The organism is Arthrobacter sp. 2762, assembly GCF_040548745.1.
In the GTDB taxonomy this organism is placed as follows: Bacteria; Actinomycetota; Actinomycetes; order Actinomycetales; family Micrococcaceae; genus Arthrobacter.
In genome coordinates, this window is sequence record NZ_JBEPSI010000009.1 from 103,661 (window position 1) to 127,395 (window position 23,735).

Annotated in this window: 27 protein-coding genes; 16 read left to right on the forward strand and 11 right to left on the reverse strand. The window is 62.5% G+C overall.

What is annotated here, in order from left to right; all coding sequences use genetic code 11:
• The first annotated feature begins 12 nt into the window (after nt 1-12).
• The 4 genes from ABIE18_RS16810 to ABIE18_RS16825 all read left to right on the forward strand — a co-directional run bounded on the left by ABIE18_RS16810 (nt 13) and on the right by ABIE18_RS16825 (nt 3,032).
• Nucleotides 13-1,020 (forward strand): acetylxylan esterase, encoded by a 1,008-nt coding sequence (locus tag ABIE18_RS16810; protein ID WP_499723778.1) that lies wholly within the window; start codon nt 13-15, stop codon nt 1,018-1,020.
• Nucleotides 1,021-1,239: 219 nt separating this feature from the next.
• Nucleotides 1,240-2,397, forward strand: coding sequence for a 3-deoxy-7-phosphoheptulonate synthase (locus ABIE18_RS16815; protein ID WP_499723779.1), 1,158 nt, complete (start codon nt 1,240-1,242; stop codon nt 2,395-2,397).
• A 152-nt stretch (nt 2,398-2,549) separates the two neighbouring features.
• Complete coding sequence (locus ABIE18_RS16820; protein ID WP_017199160.1) at nt 2,550-2,762, forward strand: helix-turn-helix domain-containing protein; 213 nt, start codon at nt 2,550-2,552, stop codon at nt 2,760-2,762.
• Between the two features lie 171 nt (nt 2,763-2,933).
• Nucleotides 2,934-3,032: a 30S ribosomal protein bS22 gene (locus tag ABIE18_RS16825; RefSeq protein WP_003792170.1), complete on the forward strand. Its 99-nt coding sequence runs from the start codon at nt 2,934-2,936 to the stop codon at nt 3,030-3,032.
• A 124-nt stretch (nt 3,033-3,156) separates the two neighbouring features.
• Here ABIE18_RS16825 and ABIE18_RS16830 read toward each other — a convergent pair whose 3' ends face one another.
• The gene (locus ABIE18_RS16830) at nt 3,157-4,122 is read right to left on the reverse strand and encodes a DUF559 domain-containing protein (protein WP_499723780.1); all 966 of its coding nucleotides are present in this window, start codon (nt 4,120-4,122) and stop codon (nt 3,157-3,159) included.
• A gap of 119 nt (nt 4,123-4,241) precedes the next feature.
• Nucleotides 4,242-5,057, reverse strand: coding sequence for an HAD family hydrolase (locus ABIE18_RS16835; protein ID WP_499723781.1), 816 nt, complete (start codon nt 5,055-5,057; stop codon nt 4,242-4,244).
• A gap of 164 nt (nt 5,058-5,221) precedes the next feature.
• Between ABIE18_RS16835 and ABIE18_RS16840 the strand changes: the two genes are divergently transcribed.
• Nucleotides 5,222-5,476, forward strand: coding sequence for a glutaredoxin family protein (locus tag ABIE18_RS16840; protein WP_431116404.1), 255 nt, complete (start codon nt 5,222-5,224; stop codon nt 5,474-5,476).
• An 83-nt stretch (nt 5,477-5,559) separates the two neighbouring features.
• Entirely contained in the window at nt 5,560-6,267 is a 708-nt protein-coding gene (locus tag ABIE18_RS16845) for a redox-sensing transcriptional repressor Rex (protein ID WP_431116402.1), read from the forward strand.
• A gap of 48 nt (nt 6,268-6,315) precedes the next feature.
• Here the strand turns inward: ABIE18_RS16845 and ABIE18_RS16850 are convergent, their stop codons facing one another.
• The 3 genes from ABIE18_RS16850 to ABIE18_RS16860 form a co-directional block, all read right to left on the reverse strand.
• Nucleotides 6,316-7,212 (reverse strand): hypothetical protein, encoded by an 897-nt coding sequence (locus ABIE18_RS16850; protein ID WP_499723913.1) that lies wholly within the window; start codon nt 7,210-7,212, stop codon nt 6,316-6,318.
• Nucleotides 7,213-7,477: 265 nt separating this feature from the next.
• The gene (locus ABIE18_RS16855) at nt 7,478-8,179 is read right to left on the reverse strand and encodes a hypothetical protein (RefSeq protein ID WP_499723782.1); all 702 of its coding nucleotides are present in this window, start codon (nt 8,177-8,179) and stop codon (nt 7,478-7,480) included.
• A gap of 194 nt (nt 8,180-8,373) precedes the next feature.
• Nucleotides 8,374-8,925: a YceI family protein gene (locus ABIE18_RS16860; protein ID WP_499723906.1), complete on the reverse strand. Its 552-nt coding sequence runs from the start codon at nt 8,923-8,925 to the stop codon at nt 8,374-8,376.
• Between the two features lie 215 nt (nt 8,926-9,140).
• Here ABIE18_RS16860 and ABIE18_RS16865 point away from each other — a divergent pair, with 215 nt between their 5' ends.
• From ABIE18_RS16865 to ccsB, 5 genes are read left to right on the forward strand one after another with little or no spacing between them, the layout of a single operon-like run.
• On the forward strand, nt 9,141-9,806 hold the full coding sequence (locus tag ABIE18_RS16865) for a histidine phosphatase family protein (RefSeq protein ID WP_499723783.1): 666 nt from the start codon (nt 9,141-9,143) through the stop codon (nt 9,804-9,806).
• A gap of 4 nt (nt 9,807-9,810) precedes the next feature.
• Nucleotides 9,811-10,416 (forward strand): TlpA family protein disulfide reductase, encoded by a 606-nt coding sequence (locus ABIE18_RS16870; RefSeq protein WP_499723784.1) that lies wholly within the window; start codon nt 9,811-9,813, stop codon nt 10,414-10,416.
• Between the two features lie 5 nt (nt 10,417-10,421).
• Nucleotides 10,422-11,177: a cytochrome c biogenesis CcdA family protein gene (locus ABIE18_RS16875; protein ID WP_442018880.1), complete on the forward strand. Its 756-nt coding sequence runs from the start codon at nt 10,422-10,424 to the stop codon at nt 11,175-11,177.
• Nucleotides 11,177-12,889 (forward strand): cytochrome c biogenesis protein ResB, encoded by a 1,713-nt coding sequence (gene resB / locus ABIE18_RS16880; protein ID WP_499723785.1) that lies wholly within the window; start codon nt 11,177-11,179, stop codon nt 12,887-12,889. Before ABIE18_RS16875 ends, resB begins: the two co-directional genes overlap by 1 nt.
• Nucleotides 12,889-13,956 (forward strand): c-type cytochrome biogenesis protein CcsB, encoded by a 1,068-nt coding sequence (gene ccsB, locus ABIE18_RS16885; protein ID WP_499723786.1) that lies wholly within the window; start codon nt 12,889-12,891, stop codon nt 13,954-13,956. Before resB ends, ccsB begins: the two co-directional genes overlap by 1 nt.
• A 55-nt stretch (nt 13,957-14,011) precedes the next feature.
• Here the strand turns inward: ccsB and ABIE18_RS16890 are convergent, their stop codons facing one another.
• Complete coding sequence (locus ABIE18_RS16890) at nt 14,012-14,623, reverse strand: hypothetical protein (protein ID WP_499723787.1); 612 nt, start codon at nt 14,621-14,623, stop codon at nt 14,012-14,014.
• 5 nt (nt 14,624-14,628) lie between these two features.
• Nucleotides 14,629-15,072 carry a PLD nuclease N-terminal domain-containing protein gene (locus ABIE18_RS16895; RefSeq protein ID WP_499723788.1) on the reverse strand — a complete coding sequence of 148 codons (444 nt, stop codon included), beginning with the start codon at nt 15,070-15,072 and terminating at the stop codon, nt 14,629-14,631.
• An 88-nt stretch (nt 15,073-15,160) separates the two neighbouring features.
• On the opposite strand from ABIE18_RS16895, the gene ABIE18_RS16900 reads away from it, so the two are divergent.
• Complete coding sequence (locus ABIE18_RS16900; protein ID WP_499723907.1) at nt 15,161-15,472, forward strand: DUF4229 domain-containing protein; 312 nt, start codon at nt 15,161-15,163, stop codon at nt 15,470-15,472.
• 6 nt (nt 15,473-15,478) lie between these two features.
• Here the strand turns inward: ABIE18_RS16900 and ABIE18_RS16905 are convergent, their stop codons facing one another.
• The 4 genes from ABIE18_RS16905 to ABIE18_RS16920 are packed head-to-tail and all read right to left on the reverse strand — an operon-like array spanning nt 15,479 to nt 19,294.
• The gene (locus ABIE18_RS16905) at nt 15,479-16,360 is read right to left on the reverse strand and encodes a 1,4-dihydroxy-2-naphthoate polyprenyltransferase (protein WP_477516801.1); all 882 of its coding nucleotides are present in this window, start codon (nt 16,358-16,360) and stop codon (nt 15,479-15,481) included.
• Between the two features lie 60 nt (nt 16,361-16,420).
• Nucleotides 16,421-17,560 (reverse strand): AMP-binding protein, encoded by a 1,140-nt coding sequence (locus tag ABIE18_RS16910; protein WP_499723789.1) that lies wholly within the window; start codon nt 17,558-17,560, stop codon nt 16,421-16,423.
• A gap of 9 nt (nt 17,561-17,569) precedes the next feature.
• Nucleotides 17,570-18,520 (reverse strand): 1,4-dihydroxy-2-naphthoyl-CoA synthase, encoded by a 951-nt coding sequence (locus ABIE18_RS16915; protein WP_499723790.1) that lies wholly within the window; start codon nt 18,518-18,520, stop codon nt 17,570-17,572.
• A 45-nt stretch (nt 18,521-18,565) separates the two neighbouring features.
• A complete protein-coding gene (locus tag ABIE18_RS16920; protein WP_499723791.1) occupies nt 18,566-19,294 on the reverse strand; it encodes a CPBP family intramembrane glutamic endopeptidase in 729 nt (242 codons plus the stop codon).
• A gap of 51 nt (nt 19,295-19,345) precedes the next feature.
• Between ABIE18_RS16920 and ABIE18_RS16925 the strand changes: the two genes are divergently transcribed.
• From ABIE18_RS16925 to ABIE18_RS16940, 4 genes are all read left to right on the forward strand, one after another.
• Complete coding sequence (locus tag ABIE18_RS16925; RefSeq protein ID WP_499723792.1) at nt 19,346-20,290, forward strand: metal ABC transporter substrate-binding protein; 945 nt, start codon at nt 19,346-19,348, stop codon at nt 20,288-20,290.
• Nucleotides 20,287-21,021 carry a metal ABC transporter ATP-binding protein gene (locus ABIE18_RS16930; protein WP_499723793.1) on the forward strand — a complete coding sequence of 245 codons (735 nt, stop codon included), beginning with the start codon at nt 20,287-20,289 and terminating at the stop codon, nt 21,019-21,021. Before ABIE18_RS16925 ends, ABIE18_RS16930 begins: the two co-directional genes overlap by 4 nt.
• A 3-nt stretch (nt 21,022-21,024) precedes the next feature.
• Nucleotides 21,025-21,888 (forward strand): metal ABC transporter permease, encoded by an 864-nt coding sequence (locus ABIE18_RS16935; protein WP_499723794.1) that lies wholly within the window; start codon nt 21,025-21,027, stop codon nt 21,886-21,888.
• A 147-nt stretch (nt 21,889-22,035) separates the two neighbouring features.
• Nucleotides 22,036-23,685: an ABC-F family ATP-binding cassette domain-containing protein gene (locus ABIE18_RS16940; protein ID WP_499723795.1), complete on the forward strand. Its 1,650-nt coding sequence runs from the start codon at nt 22,036-22,038 to the stop codon at nt 23,683-23,685.
• Nucleotides 23,686-23,735: the final 50 nt, after the last annotated feature.

Here is a 23,735-nt window from a genome sequence, read left to right on the forward strand (position 1 = left end):
TAGGATGTCCTCATGCCTCTCTTTGACCTGCCCCTTGAGCAGCTCCGTAACTACACCTCCAGCGCAGTCCCGCCTGCTGACTTCGACGCTTTCTGGGATCGCACCATCGCCGAGGCACGGGCCTTGCCGCTGAATGCTGTGTTCGAGCCCGTGGACAACTACCTCAGCGTCATCAACACGTACGACGTCACGTACTCCGGCTTCGGTGGAGACCGCATCAAGGGCTGGCTCCACATTCCTTCGCACCTTGAACCAGGGCAGCAGCTTCCCGTTGTCGTTGAGTACATCGGCTACTCCGGCGGACGCGGACTGGTCAACCAGAACACCCGGTGGGCGCAGGCCGGATACGCCCACTTCATCATGGACACCCGCGGCCAGGGCTACGGGGGCGTATCCGGTGATACCCCGGATCCGCACCCATCAGCCGGCGGCATCAACTATGCAGGCCTGATGACCCGGGGAGCCGACCATCAGGACGATTACTACTTCCGCCGGGTCTACGTGGACGCCTTCCGTGCGGTAGAAGCAGCGCAGAGCCATCCCGCCGTCGACCCTTCCAAAGTGGTGCTGGCCGGAATCAGCCAAGGAGGTGGCATTACGGTGGCGGCCGCCGGGCTGGTGGCCGGAAGGCTCGACGGCGTGATCGCCGCGCTGCCCGACGTCCCGTTCCTGCAGGACTTTTCCCGTGCAATCGACATCGCGCCCCGCGGACCATACCCGGAGATTGCTGGCTTCCTGGGGCGGCACCGCGGCAAGTATGAGCCCATGCTTGCCGTGCTGAACTACTTTGATGGCGTGCATCTCGGCCGGGCCGCCACAGCGCCGGCCCTCTTCTCAGCGGCCCAAATGGACGACATCTGCCCGCCCTCAACGGTGTTTGCGAGCTTCAACAACTACGGTCTCTCGGGAGGTGCACCCGTCAAGGACATCGAGGTATACCGCTTCAACAATCACGAGGGCGGCCAGGAGCACCACTGGATCAAGCAGCTGCAGTTCCTGCGCAAACTTTTGTCATCATGACGGACCCAATTTGCCCGGTTTGACGAACCGCGGTTATGGTGTGGCTATGACTAAGCGTTGGTATGCGTATTTTTCGTTGGCTCTGGAGGGGCCCGCGTCTAACTGACACGCATCCAACTTTCCTTCAGAGCCAGCAGGGCAGAGATCATTCTCTGCCCTTCGCCATATCCGGCGGGTTCTGAAAAGGGGCCCGCTCCGCATCCGGAACAGGACCCAGAAATGACCAGCATCGCCGCAGAATCCACCGAGACACTCGACAACGAGGCACTCCCCGCTGCCGGGAAAGCTTCCCAGCCCGCCACCTCCAACCTGCGCGTCGCCCGCTTCGAGCCGCTTCCAGCCCCTCAGGACCTCATCGCTGAGTTGCCGCTGGATGCCCGCCCAGCTGCCGTCGTCGACCGTGGCCGAGATGAAGTCCGGGCCATCATGGACGGCGTGGACGACCGCCTGCTGGTAATCGTCGGGCCTTGCTCCATCCACGATCCCAAGGCCGGTCTGGAATACGCGCGTCGGCTGGTCAGCCAGGCGGAGAAGCACAAGGAAGACCTGCTGATCGTCATGCGGACCTACTTCGAGAAGCCCCGCACCACAGTCGGCTGGAAGGGCCTCATCAACGATCCCCACCTGGACGGCAGCCACGATATTGCCGCCGGCCTGCGGGCAGCCCGCGGCTTCCTCAAGCAGGTCACCGCCCTGGGACTGCCCACCGCCACCGAATTCCTCGAACCCATCAGCCCGCAGTACATGGCGGACCTCGTCTCCTGGGGTGCAATCGGCGCCCGCACCACGGAAAGCCAGATCCACCGGCAGCTTGCCTCCGGACTGTCCATGCCCATCGGCTTCAAGAATGGAACCGACGGCGACCTCCAGGTGGCCATCGATGCATGCGGCGCGTCTGCCGCGGAGCAAGCCTTCCTTGGAATCGACGACGACGGCCGCGCGGCTCTCGTGGCGACCTCCGGCAACCCGGACACCCACGTGATCCTGCGTGGTGGCCGCAAGGGCCCCAACTACTCGCAGGAAGACGTTGCCGCTGCCTCGTCCAAGTTGGCCGCGAAGGGACTGAACCCGCGCCTGATCGTCGACGCCAGCCACGCCAACAGCGGCAAGAGCCACCACCGCCAGGCTGAAGTTGCCCTGGAAATCGGTGCGCAGCTTGAGGCGGGGGAGACTTCGCCGATCGCCGGCATCATGCTGGAGAGCTTCCTCGTGGGAGGGGCACAGAACCTGGATGTGGCCAAGCAGCTCGCGGGGGAGCAGGAACTCGTCTACGGTCAGAGCGTTACCGATGCCTGCATGGAATGGGACGTCACCGCTTCGGTGCTGGAACAGCTTGCTTCGTCTGCACGGAAGCGCCGGCTGGTTTCGGGGGAGTAGCTGGGGGAGTAGAGTCCCACTTCCCGGAAATGCTTTCACATTGGTCACTTCAGCCTCTAGAGTATCTAGCACATGGTTGTTTGATGGCTCAGCATCGGCACACCGTTCTACTGGGGGTGTCCTGTCCAGCTGAGAGCAAAGGAATATGGGAAATGTCCGCGGAGACTAACTTCTCGAATGCGCGTTTCATGACTGTGGCTGAAGTAGCCGACGTCCTGCGTGTTTCCAAAATGACTGTGTATCGCCTGGTCCACTCAGGGGAAATGCCTGCCGTCAGGTTTGGCCGTTCCTTCCGGGTGCCCGAAGAAGCCGTGGCCCAGTACCTCAAGGGTGCTGTGGTGGACGGACAATCGGAGACCGCCTGAGGGCGCCGGAGTCCGTCCCGCGGACCGTGGTCACGGGGTGCCCCTTTGAAGCGGTACTCTGTTAAGGAACGTTTTACGTCAATGTAAGAATCTGTCAGTTGTACTGTCTGCTGCTAGTCCGCGGATCCGTTCCAACAGACAGGACCTTCATCTAGTTTGTAAGGAACTTTCGTGGGTTCAGTTATTAAGAAGCGCCGCAAGCGTATGGCCAAGAAGAAGCACCGCAAGCTGCTTCGCAAGACTCGCCACCAGCGCCGCAATAAGAAGTAGAGATACTTCACCAAGCGTGAATGCCCGTTGCCTTCCAAGGCGGCGGGCATTTTTGCTCTCTCACATCCCGACGCTTCTGGCCGGATGTTCTCTCACATCGTGTGGGGTGCGGCCGGACGTTCTCTCACATCGTGTTCCTGGCAAACCCGGATGCAACCGATGGATCCATCCATGCAGTCCGTAGCGCCCTTTTGATCTGCCGAACGGCGTTGCCAAAGTTGTCCGCAAGGTCATCTTTTCCGAAGACAAGGACAGTCCAACCGGCTGCTCTAAACGCCTTATCCCTGCGCCGATCGCTATGCATCTGCTCCTCCTCAAGGTGATGGCCGCCGTCGTACTGGATCGCGAGGCGACGGCTCTTGAAACCCAAATCCGCTGAAGGCGAGAAGGGATCGTTCGCGCGGAGCATCACCTGGAGCTGAGGTTCCGGCAAGTTGGCATCAAGCATGGCTAAACGAAGCAAAGTCTCTGGAGCCGAGTCGGCCCCGAGGCGCATAAGGTCCAGAGCTTCCCGTGCCCGGACTACGCCTTGGCGGTTTTTGTGCCGTTCGACCATGCTCCGAAGCTCATGGGCAGTAGCGAACGGTGCGTCGCGCCCCTCAAAGTCGGGCCGTGGAATGCGAATCAACTGATCTGCCACGCACACGAGGTCATGAAGTGGGAGACGACGCGCCAAATCCAGCCATGTTCGGGCTCGAGTGCTCATCCAAATCCCTTGGACTTGCTCAATCTCTCCCTCGAAGAGCGTTTCGGTATGCCCGATGATGCCTTTGCGCCGGACCGACGGCAGACGTCGCGGTTTGCTCAAGTGCAATTCATTTGAATCCGATAGCCACGCTGGCAAGACAAAACCATGGAGCCTGGCGGCAGTTGTGTGGGAGATCCACGCTCCAGGGCTGGCTGAGGAGAGGGAACGGGCGGCTGACGAAAGGTCGAAATCCCAATCACTTGGCCGGTACAAGCCACGGCTAACGGGAAAGATGTTGCTGCTGCGCCAAATGACCGAGGGATCGATGCCGGCTGCTTTGGCCTCGTTCAGGCTGAAGGGCTCCAAGACCGGGCTTGATTGGTTGAGTAGCGAATTCTGCATACCCGCATTGTTCCTTGGAAGCCGCTAGGCGTGCAGAAGTTATCCACAGGTAGGTCAGGGTCGCAAGAGGATGTGAGAGAGGAACGGTGGAAAGGGGTTCGGATGTGAGAGAGGAACGGCTAGCGGGGGCCGCGGAACTTTGAGAATCCACGCCACAGCCCGTAGATGGCACCGCCAACGGTTGCCGCCTTCAGCCCCAGGGTTGCTGCACGGCGCCCGGATCGGAAATCGTAGACGGGCCAGTTCTTGTCGCGGGCATGCCGGCGCAGCTTGGCGTCGGGGTTGATCACCACGGGGTGACCCACCATAGTGAGCAGCGGGATGTCATTGGCGGAGTCGCTGTAAGCCCAGCAGTGGTCCAAGTCCAAGCCTTCTTGGTCAGCTATGAGTTGGACAGCGATGGCCTTGGCCGGCCCGTGCAGGATGTCACCCACAAGCTTGCCGGTATACATTCCGTCATGGACCTCGCCCACGGTTCCCAGGGCGCCCGTCAGGCCCAGCCTTGTGGAGATGACAGTGGCAACCTCAATTGGGGTTGCCGTCACCAGCCAGACCCTCCGGCCGACACGGAGGTGTTGCTCGGCGAGCGCCTTGGTTCCAGGCCAGATCCGGGACTCGATCATTTCGTCATAAACTTCTTCGCCCAGGGCTTTGATGTCCTCCACGGTGATCCCGGCGGCCAACGTCAGGGCCGAGTCCCGCACGGCATGGACGTCGTCCATGTTCTCGCCCCGCATCACAAACTTGAATTGCTTCCACGCGAAGCCAGCCGCCTGGGACAGAGTGAATGCCTTGCGTTCGTACATCTTGCGGGCCACATGAAAGAGGCTGGCGCCCTTCATCAAAGTATTGTCGACGTCGAAGAAAGCGGCTTCGCCGGTGTGCTGTGGCACCTTGGCGTCGGCGACCACAGCGGCGTTCTTCTCGTCGGGCATGCCTTGAGTCTAGTCAATCGCCGGGCCCCGGCGTTGAGGGCGCACGGTGGGGGGTGCCCTGGTGGATGTGAGAGAGGGTTGGGGGTTTGGGGGGTGGATGTGAGAGAGGGTTGGGGGTTTGGGGGGTGGATGTGAGAGAGGGTTGGGGCGGTTACCGTTGTGTCATGGCTATTCCCGACGTCGTTCTCCTCACCAAAGCTGACTGCCACCTGTGCACGGAGGCGCGTGCCGCCGTCGAGCGCGTTACCTCGGCGCTGGGCGTCCAATGGACCGAGCAGGCAATCGACGGTAACGCGGAACTGCAGGAGCGTTACGCGGAGGAAATTCCAGTGGTGCTGGTGGATGGGGTCCAGCGCGACTTTTGGAAGATCGACGAGCAGCGCCTGACCCGTACTTTGAAAAGAGTCCTTGAAGGCTGAGGATCAGGGGACTCTGTTACCCGGAAGTACCGGCTTTTGTTGAGTCCGGCCAAGGGCCATAGAGTGGAACAACAAGCGACGCAATGGAGAAAACCGTGACTGCGCTGGAACCGTCCCCGGGGGCAACAAGCGGGGACAACGAACCTGCCGCCAAGCAGATCCCGCCCGCGGCTGTGGCCCGGATGACTCTCTATTTGCGCGCGCTCAACTCGCTCCTGGCAGAAGGCGTGGAACGTGTGTCATCGGACGCGTTGGCCGAGGCTTCAGGCGTCAGCTCCTCCACGCTCCGCAAGGACCTCTCCTACGTCGGCTCGTACGGGACCCGCGGGGTGGGCTATGAAGTCCAGTATCTGAGCCGTCACATTGCCGCAGCCCTTGGCTTGACGCACGACTGGAAGGTCGCAATTGTCGGTGCCGGTAACCTCGGCAAGGCGCTGGCGCGGTACGGCGGCTTCGAGTCGCGGGGCTTCGACGTCGTGGCTATTTTCGACGCAGACCCCATGGTGATCGGCAATGAGGTGGGTTGGTTGCGGGTCAGCGATTCAGCAGAACTTGAACGTGTCCTGGAGCGCACCCACACCAACATGGTGGTGCTGGCTTTGCCCGCCACAGTGGCGCAGGCAGTCTGTGATCGCGTCATCGCTGCCGGAATCCGGAGCATCCTGAGTTTTGCTCCGGTTCTCCTACAGGTTCCGCCCCACGTGAACCTCCGCAAGGTGGACATGGCCACCGAGCTGCAGATCCTGGCGTACCACGCACAACGGGCGCAAACACCGGGTCAGGCTGTCTAGCCTTACCGGGTCCGCGCCCGCTGACGTGACTGCAAAGAGCTTGGTGGCTTAGCGGCCGTAAGGGTTCTGGTAAGGGTTGCCGAAAGGCTGCGGCTTGCGGAAGTACGGAGCCGACGCCGGCAGGTACAGCAGGACGATTGCGGCAACTCCCAGCAGGATCACCAAGAGCTGCAGGATGCCGTACGTGGCACCGAACTGGAACAGTCCGGCGAGGCCAAGGACAGAGATCGCCGCGAAGACGGTGCCCAGGATCCTGGCCCAGTTCTTGCCCTTGCGGACCGGGAATGCAACCAATGCGTAGAGGCCAAGGGACACGATGGCCCCAATGATTGCGGCAACGACAATACCGCCACGCATGCCTTCCAGGGAGCCTTCGGGGAATTCAGTGCCCTGCTGTGCAGCCTGCTGGATCATCGAGTTGATGAAGGCATCCGAACCGGTGGTGGCCAGGATCAGCGAGCTAATGGCGGACAGGATGCCCGCTGCGATGATCATCCAGAAGGAGATGTTGACCAGCTGGGGAACCGTAGTAGGCCCTGGCTGCTGGCTGGGCCAGTTGGTGTCCTGGCCGTATTGCGGAGCCTGCTGACCGTAGGGAGATGGCTGCTGGCCGTACGGCGACTGCTGACCAAACTGGGGCGACTGCTGACCATATTGGGGAGTCTGCTGGCCGTACTGCGGGGTTTGCTGGCCATACTGGGGAGCCGGGGGCTGACCATATTGGGGTGCAGCCGGGGACTGCTGACCATACTGCGGAGCGCTCGGCTGCTGACCATATTGGGGAGTCTGCTGACCATACTGCGGCGTCTGCTGGCCATACTGGGGCGTGGATGGCTGGCCCGGCTGCTCAGGCTTGTTGGCGTCGCCCTTGTTGGCATCACCGGTGTTGGCGTCGCCCGGATTGGCGTCCCCCGCGTTGGACGGCGGGTATGGAGGGTTGCTCATGGCATTCCTTTGCTTGTGTTCGACTGCTGGTACGGCTGCCGGGATCAGCAAAAAGACCCTGCCCCCAGCCTGGTTCTGCTTCCACCGTACCTCCGGGGTCCGGTGCTGCGGATGATCACACGCAGGAATTTCCTGCTTCCGATGAAATCATCACGATGGCGTACGCCTTCATGATGAAGGCCGTGGTGGTCCGATGGACCACCACGGCCTCGTGCACCTGTCAGGGCGGCTTGGATGAGAGCCCGACGGCGATACTTCAGGCGGGTTAGACGGCGCCCTTTACTGCCTTGAACCACAGCTGCGAGTTCGGCAACCACATCAGCACAACGGCCACTGCGCTGACCAGGAAACCAAACCAGTTGCCACCCAGGCCCGCACCGGGTCCGCCGGCGTTGATGGAGCCAAAGATGGCGAGCAACAGCGAAACCGCGGCGAGGACAGTGAGGGCAAGGCGTGCCCATTCCTTGCCTTCCTTCATCTTCATGGCGAGGACTATCTGGGCGGCTGCAACAGCCAGGCTGATGATCAGGAGAACCAGGAGGAGTGCGGCAACTCCCGGCATGAAAGCGAACGCTGCGATGATGGCGAAAAGCCCGATGAGGCCAAAGAGGAGGCCCAGGAGTCCCGAGATGACCCAAATGAAGTAGGACACTTTGAGCTCGGTAGGCAGGCCCATGGTCTTGAAGAGGCCCGAGAACCCACCTTGCGGAAGGACGTCATTGAAGTTGCGGGGTCCGTCGGTGGGCATTTCGAAGTGGAAACCACCTGGCTGCCCTGGTTGCACCGGCTGCGCTGGTTGTGCCGGCTGGCCCTGTTGCGGATACTGGCCAGGTTGCGACGGTGGCTGGTAGCCCTGGGGTGGTTGGTAGCCCTGCGGCGGTTGGTAACCCGCAGGAGGAACGTTGCCGGGCTGCGGAGGCTGGGCGCCGGGCTGCTGAGGCTCTGGTGCTTCATCTGGGTTACTCATGGCATCACTTTAGACCGCAGGTTGAAGGATGCATAGGAAATTCGGAGCTGCTTCGCAGCTAACTACAGGCTGTTTGCCCGAATAATCGCAGGGTGACTTCCGAGTACGCGAAACGGCGCCCCCACAGCGGAACTGTGTTGGGGCGCCGTTTGCTCGGGACTGCCTTGCAAACTCCCGTGCAAGCTGCCGTGGAGTTATGCAGCTGCCGGTGCTATGAACGCGAGTTCCAGGTTGATGACAACCTTGTCGCTGACAAGGACGCCGCCGGCCTCAAGCACGGCGTTCCAGGTCAGGCCGAAGTCCTTGCGGCTGATGGTGGTTTCGCCGGAGACGCCTGCGCGGGTGTTGCCGAAGGGATCCACTGCGACGCCGTTGAATTCGGTTTCGATGGAAACTTCCTTGGTGACTCCCTTGATGGTGAGATCGCCCACAAGATCGAAGCCGTCGCCGTTTGCCTTGACGTGGCGGGATACGAAGGTGATCTCCGGGTACTTCTCCACATCGAAGAAGTCCTCTCCCTTGACGTGGCCGTCGCGGTTGACGTCGCCGGAGTCAAAGCTGGCCGTCCGGATGGTTGCGGTGACCTTCGAGTCGGTCAGCGTCTCGCCAACTTCGAGGGTGGCGTCGGCGTCCTTGAACACGCCCCGGACCTTGCTGATACCTGCGTGGCGGACGGTGAAGCCGATCTCGCTGTGGGAAGCGTCGAGGGTCCAGATGCCGGTGGTGACGTTGGCGGGAAGGGTCATCATGATGTTGCTCCTGTATGTAGTGGAAGGTACCGCTTGCTTGCCCGGCCGACTGGTTGAGACGTTTACTTGAAGCGTCAACCGAGCTTCATGTCTAGTATAAACATGCATATGCATCTTTTATTCCAACTCCACGGAACATTTTGAGAAAACTTTGAGTTCTACTGACGGTAGAAGATTTCGGATCGCCCCGCTTCTTTGAGAAACTGGTAAACATGCCCCAAGCAACTGTCCATCTGCTTCGCCATGGCGAGGTCCATAATCCCGATGGCGTCCTCTATGGCCGGCTGCCTGAATTCCATCTCTCCGAGCGGGGCCGGGAGATGGCCCGCATGCTGGCTGAGCACTTTGCCGTCCGCGCAAGCGAGGGTGCCAGGATTGTCCACTTGGTCGCCTCGCCGCTGACGCGCGCCCAGGAAACGGCAATGCCCACTGCCGAGGCGCTCCACCTCGACATCCATACGGACCCCAGGATCATCGAAGCGGAAAACCACTTCGAAGGACTCCACCCCACGCGCAGCGAATTCCTGAAGCCCAAGCACTGGCTCTATTTCCGGAACCCCCTCCGCCCGTCCTGGGGCGAGCCATACAAAGAGCAAGCCGCCCGGGTCCTGGCTGCCGTTGAAGACGCACGCCTCAAGGCGATCGAACTGGGTGGCGACGGCGCTGAAGCGATCCTCGTCAGCCATCAGCTTCCCATCTGGTCCACCCGCCTGTCCGCCGAGGGACGCCGGCTGGCGCACGACCCCCGTAAGCGTGAGTGCACCTTGACCTCCCTGACATCCCTGGTCCTGGACGACGACGGCAAGATAGTGCGGGTCGAATACAGCGAACCTGCTGCCGTGCTCCTTCCCGGTGCAGCCAGCACCCCGGGGGCGTAGGCACATGGACAACAACCTTTCGCGTCGTGGCGTGCTGACAGCCGGTGGTGTCCTGTTGGCAGGACTTACCATGGGCCTGTCAGCCTGCGCCCAGAAGGACTCCCTCGCAGAGCAGGCCCGAAAAGGCGACAACAAGAACTATGTGGCCGGGGATGGTTCCGTCACCGAGTTCGCCAAAGCGGACCGCGCTGCACCCGTGGCGCTGAAGGGCACACTCTTCAATGGAGACACGGTCAAGCCCGAAGACCTCAAGGGCAAAGTCACGGTCTTGAACTTCTGGTTCGCGGCCTGTGCCCCCTGTCGCGTCGAAGCTCCCCAGCTTGAAGCCCTGCACCAGGACTTCAAGGACCAAGGCGTTCAATTCTTCGGCGTTAACCTGCGTGACGAGAAAGCCACCGCGGAGGCCTTTGACAAGACCTTCAACCTCACCTACCCGAGCTTCAACGACAAAGACGGGACCGTCCTCCTGTCTGTGTCCGGAATCGTGCCTCCGGGTGCGGTGCCCACAACATTGGTCCTGGACAAGGAGGGCAAAGTTGCCTCCCGCGTCCTGGGCGAAATTGAGAAGAGCACTTTGAAGGCCCTCATTACGTCCGCAGTGGCTGAGTAGTACCCATGAACAGTCCTTTCGCCGAGACGATCCTGAATGGATCACTGCTGCTTGCCGTGCCGGTTGCGCTGCTGGCCGGACTCGTCTCGTTCCTTTCGCCGTGCGTGCTGCCGCTCGTCCCCGGTTACCTTGGCTACGTCACGGGACTGACCGGCGTCGACCTCCAAAAGCAGCGGCGGGGCCGCATGCTGGCAGGTATTGGACTGTTCGTGCTGGGCTTCTCGGTGATCTTTGTCCTCCTGGGTGGTGCGTTTGGCCAACTCGGAACCCTCCTGACAGGCCCGCAGAACGCCTGGATCACCCAACTGCTGGGCATTCTGGTCATCCTCATGGGCATCGTCTTTATGGGCGGCTTTGGTTGGCTGCAGCGCGACGCCAAAATCCATGCCAAGCCTCCGGCCGGACTGTGGGGCGCGCCGCTCCTGGGGCTGACGTTCGGCCTGGGTTGGGCTCCATGTATCGGGCCCACATACTCCGCGGTACAGTTGCTGAGCTTGTCCGGCGGATCGTCGGCGGCAAAGGGTGCGCTTTTGGCCTTCGTTTACAGCCTTGGCCTGGGTATCCCGTTCCTCCTGATCGCCCTTGCCGTCCGGCGGGGCATGGGCGTCATGTCCTTCTTCCGGACGCACCGCCTGGCGATCCAGCGGTTTGGCGGGGGCATCCTGATTTTGCTCGGCATCCTGATGGCCACCGGTGTGTGGGGAACGTGGGTGACCGAGTTGCAGTACTGGTTCCAAACCGATGTGAAGTTGCCAATCTGATGAGCGAGTCCGTGAAAGCCAAGAAGAAGTCACCAGCCGCTGAAAGCACGAATACAGCGGAAGGAAAACTCCAGCAGGCCAAGTCCGAGGCTGCGCTGCCCTCCCTGGGCATCCTTGGCATGCTTCGGTGGGCCTGGACCCAGTTGACGAGCATGCGGACGGCGTTGTTCCTGCTGCTCCTGTTGGCTGTGGGCGCGGTGCCGGGGTCCCTGTTCCCGCAGCGCCCTGCGAACCCTGCAGTTGTCACTCAGTACATCAAGGACAACCCGTCCTACGGCCAGCTACTTGACGCCCTGCAGCTCTATGACGTCTACTCGTCGGCCTGGTTCTCGGCCATTTACATCCTGCTGTTCATCTCCCTGATCGGCTGCGTCACCCCGCGGGCCATTGCCCACTACAAAGCGATGAAGTCGCAGCCCCCGCGCACGCCCAAGCGCCTTTCGCGCCTGCCGGAGTACGGCACCCTGGAGCTGTCCGCCGACGCCGGGATCCCGGCCGCGAAGGCTATCAACGATGCCGCTGGACTGCTAAAAAGGCGGGGCTACCGCGTGGAAGTCAGGGACGTCGACGGCGACCTCCCGTCCTTGGGTGCCGAGCGCGGCTTCCTGAAGGAAGTCGGCAACCTGGTCTTCCACACTTCGCTGATCGGCGTGTTGGTTTCCGTGGCTATCGGCGGCTTGTTCGGATACAGCGGCCAGCGGATCCTGGTGGAAGGTGAGACGTTCGTCAATACGTTGGTGGGCTACGACCAATTCACGCCGGGCACCAACTTCCAGAGCAGTTGGCTCCAGCCTTACTCCATCCAGTTGGATAAGTTTGAGGCCACCTTCGACCGCGAATCGCCGAAGAAGATCGGCCAGCCCATCGACTACACCGCCGAGGTCACCACCAAGGAAAATCCGGATTCGTCGGCGAAGAAGGAAATCCTCAAGGTCAACGATCCCATCACACTGGGTGGCACCAGCCTGTACCTCACCGGAAACGGCTACGCCCCCGTGGTGACTGTTCGCGACGGCGAGGGCAACATCGCTTTCCAGGGCCCGGTCACGGCCAAGGTCCAGGGCGACAACTACTACTCCTCCGTGGTCATCAAGGTACCGGACGGCAAACCGGACCAGCTGGCCTTCCAAGGCTTCTTCCTGCCCACGGCCTTCAAATCCGATGACGGCATCTCCTTCAGCGCAAGTCCCGAACTCTTCAACCCACAGTTGAGCCTGGACTCTTATTACGGCGACCTCGGCCTGGACAAGGGCGTGCCCCAGAACGTGTTCGAACTGGATGTCAGGGACCTTCAACAGCTCAATGGCCGAAAACTTGAAGCCGGCGGAATCACGCTGGCCCCAGGGATGACCAAAACACTGCCGGACGGCAAAGGCAGCATCAGCTTCGACGGCGTCAAGAAGTACATCGGCGTGGACGTCCACCACAACCCGGGGCAGCTGTACGCCTTGATCTTCGGTCTCTTGGCCGTTGCCGGCCTGGTGACTTCGCTCTACGTCAACCGCCGCCGTGTCTGGGTCCGCACCGGAACCCATCAGGACGGCCGCACCATGGTGGAATACGGCCTGCTGGCCCGAGGCGAAGACCACCGACTCGCGGGCGAAGCAGCAGCCCTCCGCGAACTCTTTACCCGGGAATGGCAGATCCCCTCTGACTCCGGTAACCCGGCAGCAACCCCCACAGTCTCTTCCCCAACCTCGAAGGACCAGTAATGCCCGTCATCAACGAAACCCTGGGCCAGTACAGCGAACTGTTCATGCTGCTGGCCGCCGGCACGTACACCGTGGCGTTTATTGCGTTTGCCTGGGACCTGGCCAAGAGCAGCAAGGCGCTGCGTGCCATCGACGCGAAGGCTGCTGCCAGCTCTCCAGCACAGAAGGTGGCGGTGGCGGCTGGTCGCGCCAGCGGAGGCTTGGGGGGCCCCGACGCCGGTGGGCCGGCTGGCCGGGCCGAGCGTCCGACGTCGGGCCTCACCGTTGAGGGTGGCACCGCGGCCGGCGACATGAAGTACTCCGCCGAACGCCGCGTGCCTGCCCGGGTGGCTGTGGCACTCACAGTACTGGGCGTGCTCATTCATGGTGCGGGCGTTGTGACGCGTGCACTGGGCGCAGGCCGCGTGCCGTGGGGCAACATGTACGAGTTCCTCACCACCGGTGCGTTCGTCGCCGTGGCGGTCTTCCTCATCGTGCTCATCCGCCGTGACCTGCGGTTCCTGGGTACGTTCGTCATCGGCCTGGCCATCATCATGCTGGTGGCCGCCTCGGTATCGTTCTGGACGCCGGTGGGCCACCTGGTCCCCGCCCTCCAGAGTTACTGGCTGATCATCCACGTCTCCATCGCCGTGCTGTCCTCGGCCCTGTTTACTTTGACGTTCGCCATGTCCGCGCTGCAGTTGGTTCAGTCGTACCGGCAGAAGAACCTGGCTGCCGGCCGAGCGGACAACCTTGGCTTCATGCGGGTGGTTCCTAACGCGCTGAGCCTGGAAAACCTGTCCTACCGCATCAACGCGATCGCTTTCATCGGCTGGACGTTCACCCTCATGTTCGGTGCCATCTGGGCTGAGAAGGCCTGGGGCAGGTTCTGGGGCTGGGACCCCAAGGAAGTATGGACGTTCGTTATTTGGGTGGTCTACGCCGGCTATCTTCACGCCCGGGCTACCCGTGGTTGGACGGGAACCCGCGCAGCGTGGTTGTCGATCGTTGGTTACGCATGCGTGATCATCAACTTCACACTCGTGAACACCGTTTTCAACGGCCTGCACTCATACTCCGGGCTCTGAGCAGACCTCTTTCGACGTGGACCGGCTAGCTGGCGTTTAGCTTCAGTAGGCGCGGTTAGATTTCCGTCGCGCGCCGGCGTCCGCTAATCAGCCACGCCGTGGTGGAGGGCAGGAACAACAGTATCAAGCCTGCTGCGGCTAACACGTACTGCACGGCAAGCAGCACTGTGGACAGGACGCCGTCGCCTCCCGGGGCTACGACGTAACTTGCAGTGATGATGGTGACCACGGCGTGCAAGAGGATCATCGGTGCCAGCAGCCAGCGCGCCCAGCTGCGGCGCTTGAAGGCCACAGCCAGCAGGACCGCTTCCATCGCGACCACCAGCGCAAGCATGGCCAGGCTTCCCAAGAACACGACGCCGGTGGCACCCTCGATTGCCGGGGCGTCGCCATCGGGGAGCTTGCCTGCGATAAAGCCCTTCAGACGGTCGAAGTGCGAGTCGCGGGCAAGGAAACTTATGACGACTACCGCGATTCCTGCGACGAAGCTCGCCGCCCACAATGACCTGGACAGCAATGCCGGGCCTGGTGGCCGCACGACGGCGTCAACGGGCGGGGATGGAGAAAGGGAAACACCGGAGCTGGACGGCGGCGTAGACGTGCGTGGCCCGCCGATGGGTGACGCGGTAGAAGAAGACTGCCGTGATCCATCAGCTTGCTGGGCCATGTTCCCTACTTCAGTTCGTCGGTGCCATGGGTATCGGGTTCGCCGCGTTTGGCATCGCCGGACTTGTACCCTGGCGCTTTGTTGCCTTGGCTGCCCTCCGCGCCATCAGCACCTTTGAGCTTCCGCTCTTTGGCTTCGAGCTCTGCCTTGAGCTTCTTGAGGCGCTCTTCTTCGGCGATGTTCCGGCGGCGGGTTTCGAGGTTGCGGAGGAACTCGGGATCATCATCCGGGGCAGTGGGGTGGCGGCGGATGGGCTGCGCCGAGGGCTTGCCGTAGGGTCGGCCGAAGATGAACCAGAGGACGGCACCCAGGAGCGGAAGGAGGATCATGACCACGATCCAGGCGGGCTTGGAGATGCCGCGTGTGAACCTGCCATCGGTACGTATCACGTCCACGAGGGCGTAGACGAAGATAACAAGGACGACGACGACGCCAACAACCCGGAGCATGCACCAAGTCTAGTCGCCGGAAGGCATTCACTGGACGCCCGGTTCCGGCTGTGATCAGAGTGCAACCATCCGGGCGGGCTAAACTTGGATAGTGGCTTTCCTGAAGTATTCCCTCATCCGTTTGGCGCTGTTCGTGCCGCTGTTCATCCTCTTCGCCCTTTTGCAGGTGGGCTGGATCCTGGCGGTGGTCTTCGCAGGGCTGATCGCGTTCGCCATCAGTTACCTCTTCTTCCAGAAACAGCGCGACGCCGCCACTGCCGCCATGCGGGAACGCATTTCCGGCCGGGCCAAGCCCATTCGCACCGCTGGTGAGGTTGAGGACGCCGAGGCAGAGGATGCCCTCGTGGAGCAGAACCCGGACATCGCCGTCAACAACGACAAACGCCCGGGTTCCAAATAGCGAAACCTAGAAGCCGCGGCTCAGGATCAGGCCAAGCGAGAACAGAAGGCTGTAACCGAGGTTGATCAGGCCGGTCTGCTTGAGCACGGGAATGAGGCTCTTGCGCTTTTTGCCGTTGACCATGAGCCAGGCAGGCATCAGGCACGCGGGAATCAGCAGGAGAACGATCAACATCCACGGCTTGGTGGGTGCCAGCACAATCACCAGCAGGATGGCGACGGCCAGCATCAACACGTAGCTCTCGCGGGCGTGCCTGTCTCCAAGACGCACGGCCAAGGTGCGTTTCCCGGCCGCCGTGTCCGTGGGAATATCCCGGACGTTGTTGGCCATGAGCAGGGCGCAGGCGATGAGTCCGGTCCCGATTGCGCCGATGACTGCTGCAAGGCTGACCTGCCCGGCCTGGGTGTAGGTGGTGCCGAGCGTTGCCACCAGCCCGAAGAACACGAAGACGAAGACGTCGCCCAAGCCAAGGTAGCCGTAGGGATTCTTGCCGCCCGTGTACCCCCAGGCTGCCAGGACGCAACCGAGGCCCACCAAGATCAGCCACCAGGTCTGGGTGATGATGACCAGGATCAACCCGCACACCATGGCAGCGCCGAACAAACCGAAGGCCGCCCACTTCACTTGCTCGGGCTTGGCAAGTCCGGAACCAACCAGGCGCAGCGGCCCCACCCGGTCCTCGTCCGTCCCGCGGATGCCGTCCGAGTAGTCATTGGCGTAGTTGACGCCCACTTGGAGAAGAAGCGCCACAAGCGCCGCCAGGATCGCATTCGGCAGCCGGAAAGCATGGAGCTCGTACGCCGCTGCCGAACCGATCAGTACGGGCGCGATTGCCGCGGGCAGTGTGCGGAGCCGGGCTCCTTGAATCCATTGTGCAGCTGTCGCCACGTGTAGTACCTCGTGTATTTCGCGTTGATCTTGGGTCGGAGTCATGAGGGCAGAACGTGTCTATTGTCCCTGATGCATGGCGGAAAGCTGTTCGATCATGGCCAGCCTGTCCGGTTTTCCGTTAGGCAGCATCAGCAATTCCTTCTCGGCAACCACAGTCTTGGGGGCCAAAACCCCCAACGCTGCTTCGCGGCGGGCCGTGAACCCTTTCAGCCCTTCCGGCGAGGGATCAGTCATGGCCACGTAGGCTGCCACGGCCTGGCCCCATTCACGCGACGGGACGCCTGCAACGAAAGCAGCGGTGACGCCGTCGAGCTCTTCCAGTTTGCTTTGGATATATCCGGCGGAGGCCTTCACGCCCCCGGTGATGATGACGTCGTCGGCGCGGCCCAGGACGGTGAGCCTGCCGTCGTCGGTAACTTCGCCGAGGTCGCCGGTGACGTACCAGCGCACGCCGTCCTCCTCGAAGAACGCGGCTTTTGTGGCGCGCGGGGCGTCAAGGTAGCCCGCCGCCACGGTGTCGCCGCCCAGCAGGATGCGGCCTTCCAGCTCGCCCTCGCCGATCCGGACCTCGACGCCGTCCAGCGGCTCGCCGTCGTACACGCACCCGCCGCACGTCTCGGCTGAGCCGTAGGTGGTGACCACGTGGAGCCCTTCCGCGTGGGCGTTTGCCAGCAGCTCAGCCGGCGCCGGTGCGCCGCCCAGCAGGATGGCATTGAAGCGGCGCAGCACGGCAAGGGTTTCCGGCGTGGGTGAGTCCAGGAGCCGCTGAAGCTGGGTAGGTACCAGCGACGTGAAGCGGATCTTGTCCGTCAGTTCCTCGGCGGCAGCCGTGAAGGCTTCAGGCGTGAAGCCGTTCGACTGATCCATCACCCAGGGCCGCGTCCCTGCATAGAGGGAGCGAACCAGGACCTGGACGCCGGCCACAAACTGTAGGGGGAGCGCCAGCAGCCATTGGCCTTCGCCGCGCAATGCCATGGCCGTGGCCACAGAGGACGCCGCCAGGGCATCCACAGTAAGGACGGTGGCCTTTGGCGTCCCGGTGGAGCCTGAGGTCCGGACCACCACTGCGGCCTCTTCCACGCCGGTCTCTACCGGAATGGCTTCCGGCTGGCCGTCCTCGTGAACCACAATTTCGACGGCGGGACCCTCGCCATGCAGGGCAGCGGCCAGCGCTTTGAGTACGGGATCGATGTCCACAGGGGAGTCCTAGAAGTAGTAGGGGAAGTTGGACCAGTCGGGGTCGCGTTTCTGGAGGAAGGCTTCCTTGCCCTCCACGGCCTCGTCCGTCATGTAGGCCAGCCGCGTGGCTTCACCGGCGAAGACCTGCTGCCCGGCAAGGCCGTCGTCGGCCAGGTTGAAGGCGAACTTCAGCATGCGGATGGCCTGGGGGGACTGGCGGGCGATATCAGCCGCGTACTCCAGTGCGACCTCCTCCAACCGCGCGTGGTCCACGGCCTCGTTCACGGCTCCCATCCGGACCATGTCCTCAGCCGAGTATTCGCGGGCCAGGAAGAAGATCTCCCGCGCGGCTTTCTGGCCTATCTGGCGGGCCAGCAGCGCAGAGCCGTATCCGGCGTCGAAGCTTCCCACCGTGGCGTCAGTCTGCTTGAACTTGCCGTGCTCGCGCGAGGCGATGGTGAGGTCGCTGACCACGTGGAGGGAATGTCCGCCGCCAGCTGCCCAACCATTGACGACGGCGATGACCACCTTGGGCATGGTCCGCATCAGGCGCTGGACTTCCAGGATGTGAAGGCGGCCTGCGCGGGCGGGATCGATGGTTTCCTGAGTGTCGCCTTGGGCGTAGCGGTAGCCGTCCCGGCCGCGGATCCGCTGGTCGCCTCCCGAACAGAACGAGTGCCCGCCGTCCTTTTCCGAGGGTCCGTTGCCCGTGAGCAGCACGGTGGCGACGTCAGGAGACATGCGGGCGTGATCCATGGCCCGGTACAGCTCGTCCACAGTGCCCGGACGGAACGCGTTGCGCACCTCGGGGCGGTTGAAGGCGATGCGGACAGTGGGGAGGTCCTTGACCGTGCCGTCCGTGGAGCGCTCAACCTGCCGGTGGTACGTCATGTCCTTGAAGTCGTCGAAGCCGGAAACGGTACGCCAGCGCGAGGGGTCAAAGATGTCGGAAACCTTGGCGGGGAGTTGGTTGTTCACAGTCCGAGTCTAGTAATGGCCTTGGCGGATGCAGAACTCGCGGCCCTAGTGGGGGAGGAAGTCCGGCGGGATGGCATAAATGAGAACCACGGCCAGGAGGTTCTTGGCCGCATGGACGAAGTAGGAGAACATCAGGTTCTTTCCCGTCCACACATAGACCGCTACCAGCACAAGGGCCATGCCGAGATAAGGAGCAAGGGCTGACAACGCCAGCCCTTCCCTGCCCACAACATGGATTGACGCGAAAACCCCCACCGAAATGGCACAGCAGATCCAGATGTTCACGTACTGCGACAACTTGCCGATCAGCAGGTGCCGAAACAGGTACTCCTCTACGAACGGCCCCAGGACCACCAGCAGCGGCACCATGAGCCAGGCCGGCACACGCTGAAGGAGGCCTTGGATGCCCAACTGGTTTTCGGAAGTCTGCGCAGTACCGAGCGCCGCAACCAGGAGTGCCGTGAGGATCAGCATGACCACCACCGCAAGGGGGACCATGCCAAGAGTGAACCAAGGGCGGGTGCCCAGGATCTTGACGTCGCGGCCAACTATGCGCCAGGCGGATGCCAAGGCAAAGACCCCGACGGCGGCATAGAAGACCGCGTTTACGGCATAGGAGGCTGTGGCAGGGTCAGAAAAAAGCTGGAGCATCGTTCGCTCCACGGATTCGCCCGCAAACGTGAAGTAGATCGTGAACCCCAGGTAGGCGGCGACGGCCACGGCGTCCAGGGCATTGAATCGGTAAAGCCTCGCCCGCGTCGAAATGGTGCCCATATGACCAGACTATCTTTGCTGGGTGGCCCTCGCTTCGCTACAATTTTCGGTATGCCTAACTTTCCGTTTCGGCGCGCCAAAGTTGTCCGCCGATTCGCTGCCTTACTGACCGCATCCGCTCTGGTGCTCGGGGTGTCCGCCTGCGGAGGTAATTCCTCTGCCGGAGGGGATGACAAACCCGTTGTCCTGACCACGTTTACCGTGTTGGCCGATGTCGCCAAAAACGTCGCAGGTGACAAGCTCCGCGTGGAATCCATCACCAAAGCCGGGGCCGAAATCCACGGCTATGAGCCCACTCCCGGGGACATTCGCAAGGCTGCCCAGGCCAACCTCATCCTGGATAACGGTCTGAACCTTGAAGCATGGTTCTCCCAATTCGTGGAAGGGCTCGATGTGCCCCACGCCGTGGTGAGCGACGGCGTGAAGGTCATGCCCATCGCAGAAGACTCCTACCAGGGCAAGCCGAACCCGCACGCATGGATGTCCCCCAGCAACGTCCAGATCTACGCCAATAACATGGCCAAGGCTTTCGCCAAGCTGGACCCGGCTCACGCCACCGAGTTTGAAGCCAATGCCAAGGCCTACAACGCCAAACTGCAGACCGTCCAGGATGAGATGGTCTCCAAGCTCTCCGTTCTGCCGGAGGCACACCGGGCGCTGGTGACCTGCGAAGGCGCGTTCTCCTACCTTGCCAGGGATGCCGGACTCAAAGAGGTCTACATCTGGGCCGTGAACGCTGAGCAGCAGGCCACGCCCCAGCAGATCGCGCGCGCCATCGAATTCGTCAAGGACAACCAAGTGCCGGCCGTGTTCTGCGAATCCACCGTCTCCGACGCCCCCATGCGGCAAGTCGTCGGTGCTACCGGGGCTAAATTCGGCGGCGTCCTCTACGTGGACTCGCTATCAGAAGCAGATGGTCCTGTTCCCACGTATTTGGACCTTATCCGCCACGATGCGAAGACCATCACCACAGCACTGACAGGAGGAGCGTCATGACCAGCCCCGCGATCGTCGTCGAGAATGTCACGGTCCACTACGGCGAAGTGCTGGCGCTGGACTCCGCATCCCTCACCCTGGACCACTCCAGAATCTGTGGATTGGTCGGCATGAACGGCTCGGGCAAGTCCACTCTGTTCAAGACCATCATGGGCATGGTGAAGCCCGATTCCGGCAGGGTCCTCATCAACGGTCATCCGCCCATGAAGACCCGCAAGGAAGCCGGCATCGGCTACGTCCCGCAAAGCGAAGATGTGGACTGGGCCTTCCCCTTGTCCGTCCGGGACGTAGTGATGATGGGCCGCTACGGGCACCTCGGTTTCACCCGCCGGCCCCGGAAAGTAGACCGGGACGCCGTCGAACAGGCCCTGGAACGGGTGGAGCTTGGCGAGTTCGCCGACCGCCAAATCGGCCAGCTGTCCGGCGGTCAGAAGAAACGCGCCTTTGTAGCCCGGGGCATCGCCCAAGGAGCCACCATGATGCTGCTGGATGAACCCTTCGCCGGAGTGGACAAACGGTCCGAAGCGACTATTACCCGTCTGTTGCGCGAACTTGCCGCTGACGGCGCCACCATCCTCATCTCCACCCACGACCTCCACGCGCTCCCGCAGCTCTGCGACGAAGCCGTGCTCCTGATGCGTAAGGTGCTGATGCACGGCAGCCCGGACGTGGTGCTGCAACCTGAAAATCTGGCCATGGCATTCGGCCTCGACGTCATGAACAGGGGCTAAGCCGTGGAATTCCTGCTTGAACCATTGAGCTACGACTTCATGGTGCGCGCCCTCGCCACCACGGCAATTGCCGCCGTGGTTTGTGCTGTCCTAAGCTGCTGGCTCGTTCTGATCGGCTGGTCCCTCATGGGTGACGCCGTATCGCACGCGGTGCTTCCCGGCGTCGTGCTCGCCTACATTGTGGGTGCGCCGTTCGCGCTTGGTGCGTTGGTGTTCGCCCTGATCGCGGTGACGTTGATCGGGGTCGTGCGGAACACCAGCCGCGTGAAGGAAGATGCAGCCATCGGCATCGTGTTCACGTCGCTCTTCGCACTGGGCCTGGTGCTGATCTCCGTGACGCCGAGCCAGACCGACCTGAACCACATCATCTTCGGCAACCTGCTGGGAGTCAGCGTCCCTGACCTCATCCAGGTTGTGGTCCTCGGCGTGGTTGCCTTCGCGATCCTGATCCTCAAGCGCAGGGACCTCACGCTCTACGCGTTCGACCCCACGCATGCCCACGCCATTGGCCTGTCGCCCCGGCGGCTTGGAGCTTTGCTGTTGGGCCTGCTGGCGCTGACATCCGTGGTTGCTTTGCAGACCGTGGGCGTGGTGTTGGTGGTGGCCATGCTGATCATTCCCGGTGCCACCGCTTACCTGTTGACGGACCGGTTCTCCCGGATGCTGGTCATCGCCCCGGTCATCTCGGTGGTGTGCTCCATAACCGGCATCTACCTCAGCTACTACCTGGACACGGCATCCGGTGCCATGGTGGTGGTCACCCAAGGTGCTGTGTTCGCCGTCGTCTATCTGTTCAGCCCGCGGCAGGGACTGATTGGTACGCGCCTGGCAAAGGCCCGGCGGAAGCGGGCGGTCGCGGCGGCCTGAAACTTGACGTGCCCGGATTCGCCGGGCAGTCTGGAGCGATGAAGTCTTGAGCGCAGCCCTTCCATCCGGCTGCATCCCCAGTAGACCACTCCGGCAGTACCCCAGGCGGTTTCCTGCCATTCACTGCGGACTTTGCGAGGACACCTCTTGACTGACCACCTTCACCTTTCCGGCGTTTCCCACGGCTATGGGGACCGCGAACTTTTCCACGGCGTTGACCTCACCATCGATCACGGCGAACACGTAGCCATTGTCGGAGAAAACGGGGCGGGAAAATCCACCCTCCTCCGCCTGCTGGCCGGCGTAGAAACGCCCGACGACGGCACGGCGGGTTTGGTAGGCAATGCCGGCTACCGCGTGGGTTATCTCGCCCAGACACACGGACTTCCGGCCTCGCTGACTGTGGGCGACGCCATCGACGCGTCGCTTACTGCGTTGCGGGCGCTCGAGGCCAGCATCACCGAACTGGAGCAGGACCTGGCGGATGCCGACCCCGAAGCCCTGGAACGCTACGGAAGCCTGCAGACCCAGTACCAACTCCGTGAGGGGTATGCCGCCGAATCCCGGGTGGAAGCAGCGCTTGACCGGCTGGGGCTGGGAGGCCTGGACCGGCGTCGAACGCTTGGATCTTTGTCCGGCGGCGAACAGGAGCGCGTGGCCCTCGCCTGCCTGCTGGCCGATCCGGCCGAAGCCCTGCTCCTTGACGAGCCCACCAACCACCTCGACGCCAACGGCACAGCCTGGCTGGAATCGAGGTTGGCTGCGCATCGAGGGACCGTGGTGGTGGTTTCGCACGACCGTGTCCTGCTGCGGAAGGTAGCCAGCACAGTCATCGAAGTCGACGCCGAACGCCGTTCCGTCAATCGGTACGGCAACGGCTACGAAGGTTACTTGCGCGAGAAAGCCGCCCAGCGAGCCCGTTGGGTGCAGCAATACGAGGAATGGCTGGACGCCATGGCCGCCGAGCGGTTCCAAGCCGCCACGGTTTCGGGAAGCATGGGCTACGGCCGGGTGCGCGACAACGACAAATTTGCAACCGGCTTCAAAAAGGGCACGTGGCAGCGCGCAGCCACCAGCAAAGTGCGCAATGCCCAGGAACGCCTCCGCCGCCTCGAAGAGAACCCTGTTGACCGGCCGCCCGTGCCGCTCAAGCTCGCCGCACAGCTTGACCTTCAGGTGGAGGAGACCGCTGGACCGGCCATCGAAGCACGAGGCATCAGCGTGCCCGGGCGCCTCAAACCAACTGACCTGCGCGTCGAAACCGGGGAAAAGGTCCTCATCACCGGTGCCAACGGAGCAGGAAAATCAACCCTGGTCTCGGTGCTCGCCGGGACGCTTGAGCCCGCCAGCGGGACCTTGGCTGTTAAGGGCACGGTGGGGTATCTGCAGCAGGAACTCGACGTACCGCCCCGTCCGGGCCTCCGGCTGCTTCCGGCGTTTGCCGCGGGACTGGGCGGAAACATCGACGAACACGCCGAAGCGCTGCTTCGCCTTGGCTTGTTTAGGCCTGCTGAATTTCACGTTCCCGTGGGCAGCCTCTCGGCCGGGCAGCAACGCCGCCTCGCCCTGGCCAGGCTGCTTCTGGGCAATTACGAGACCATGATTGTGGATGAACCCACCAACCACCTTGCGCCGGTGCTCGTGGAACAGTTGGAGGCTGCGCTCGCCGACTTCGCAGGGACACTGGTCATTGTGAGCCACGACCGCGCACTGGGGGAGTGGTTCGATCGGTGTGCCGACGCCGGTTCGGTGGGTAACTGGGTCCGGTACGGAATGCAGGAGGGCGAGTTGCTCTAGGCCGTTGCCGCCGGGGTGAGTTGTTCGCAAAGGGATCGTTACGCTGTGTC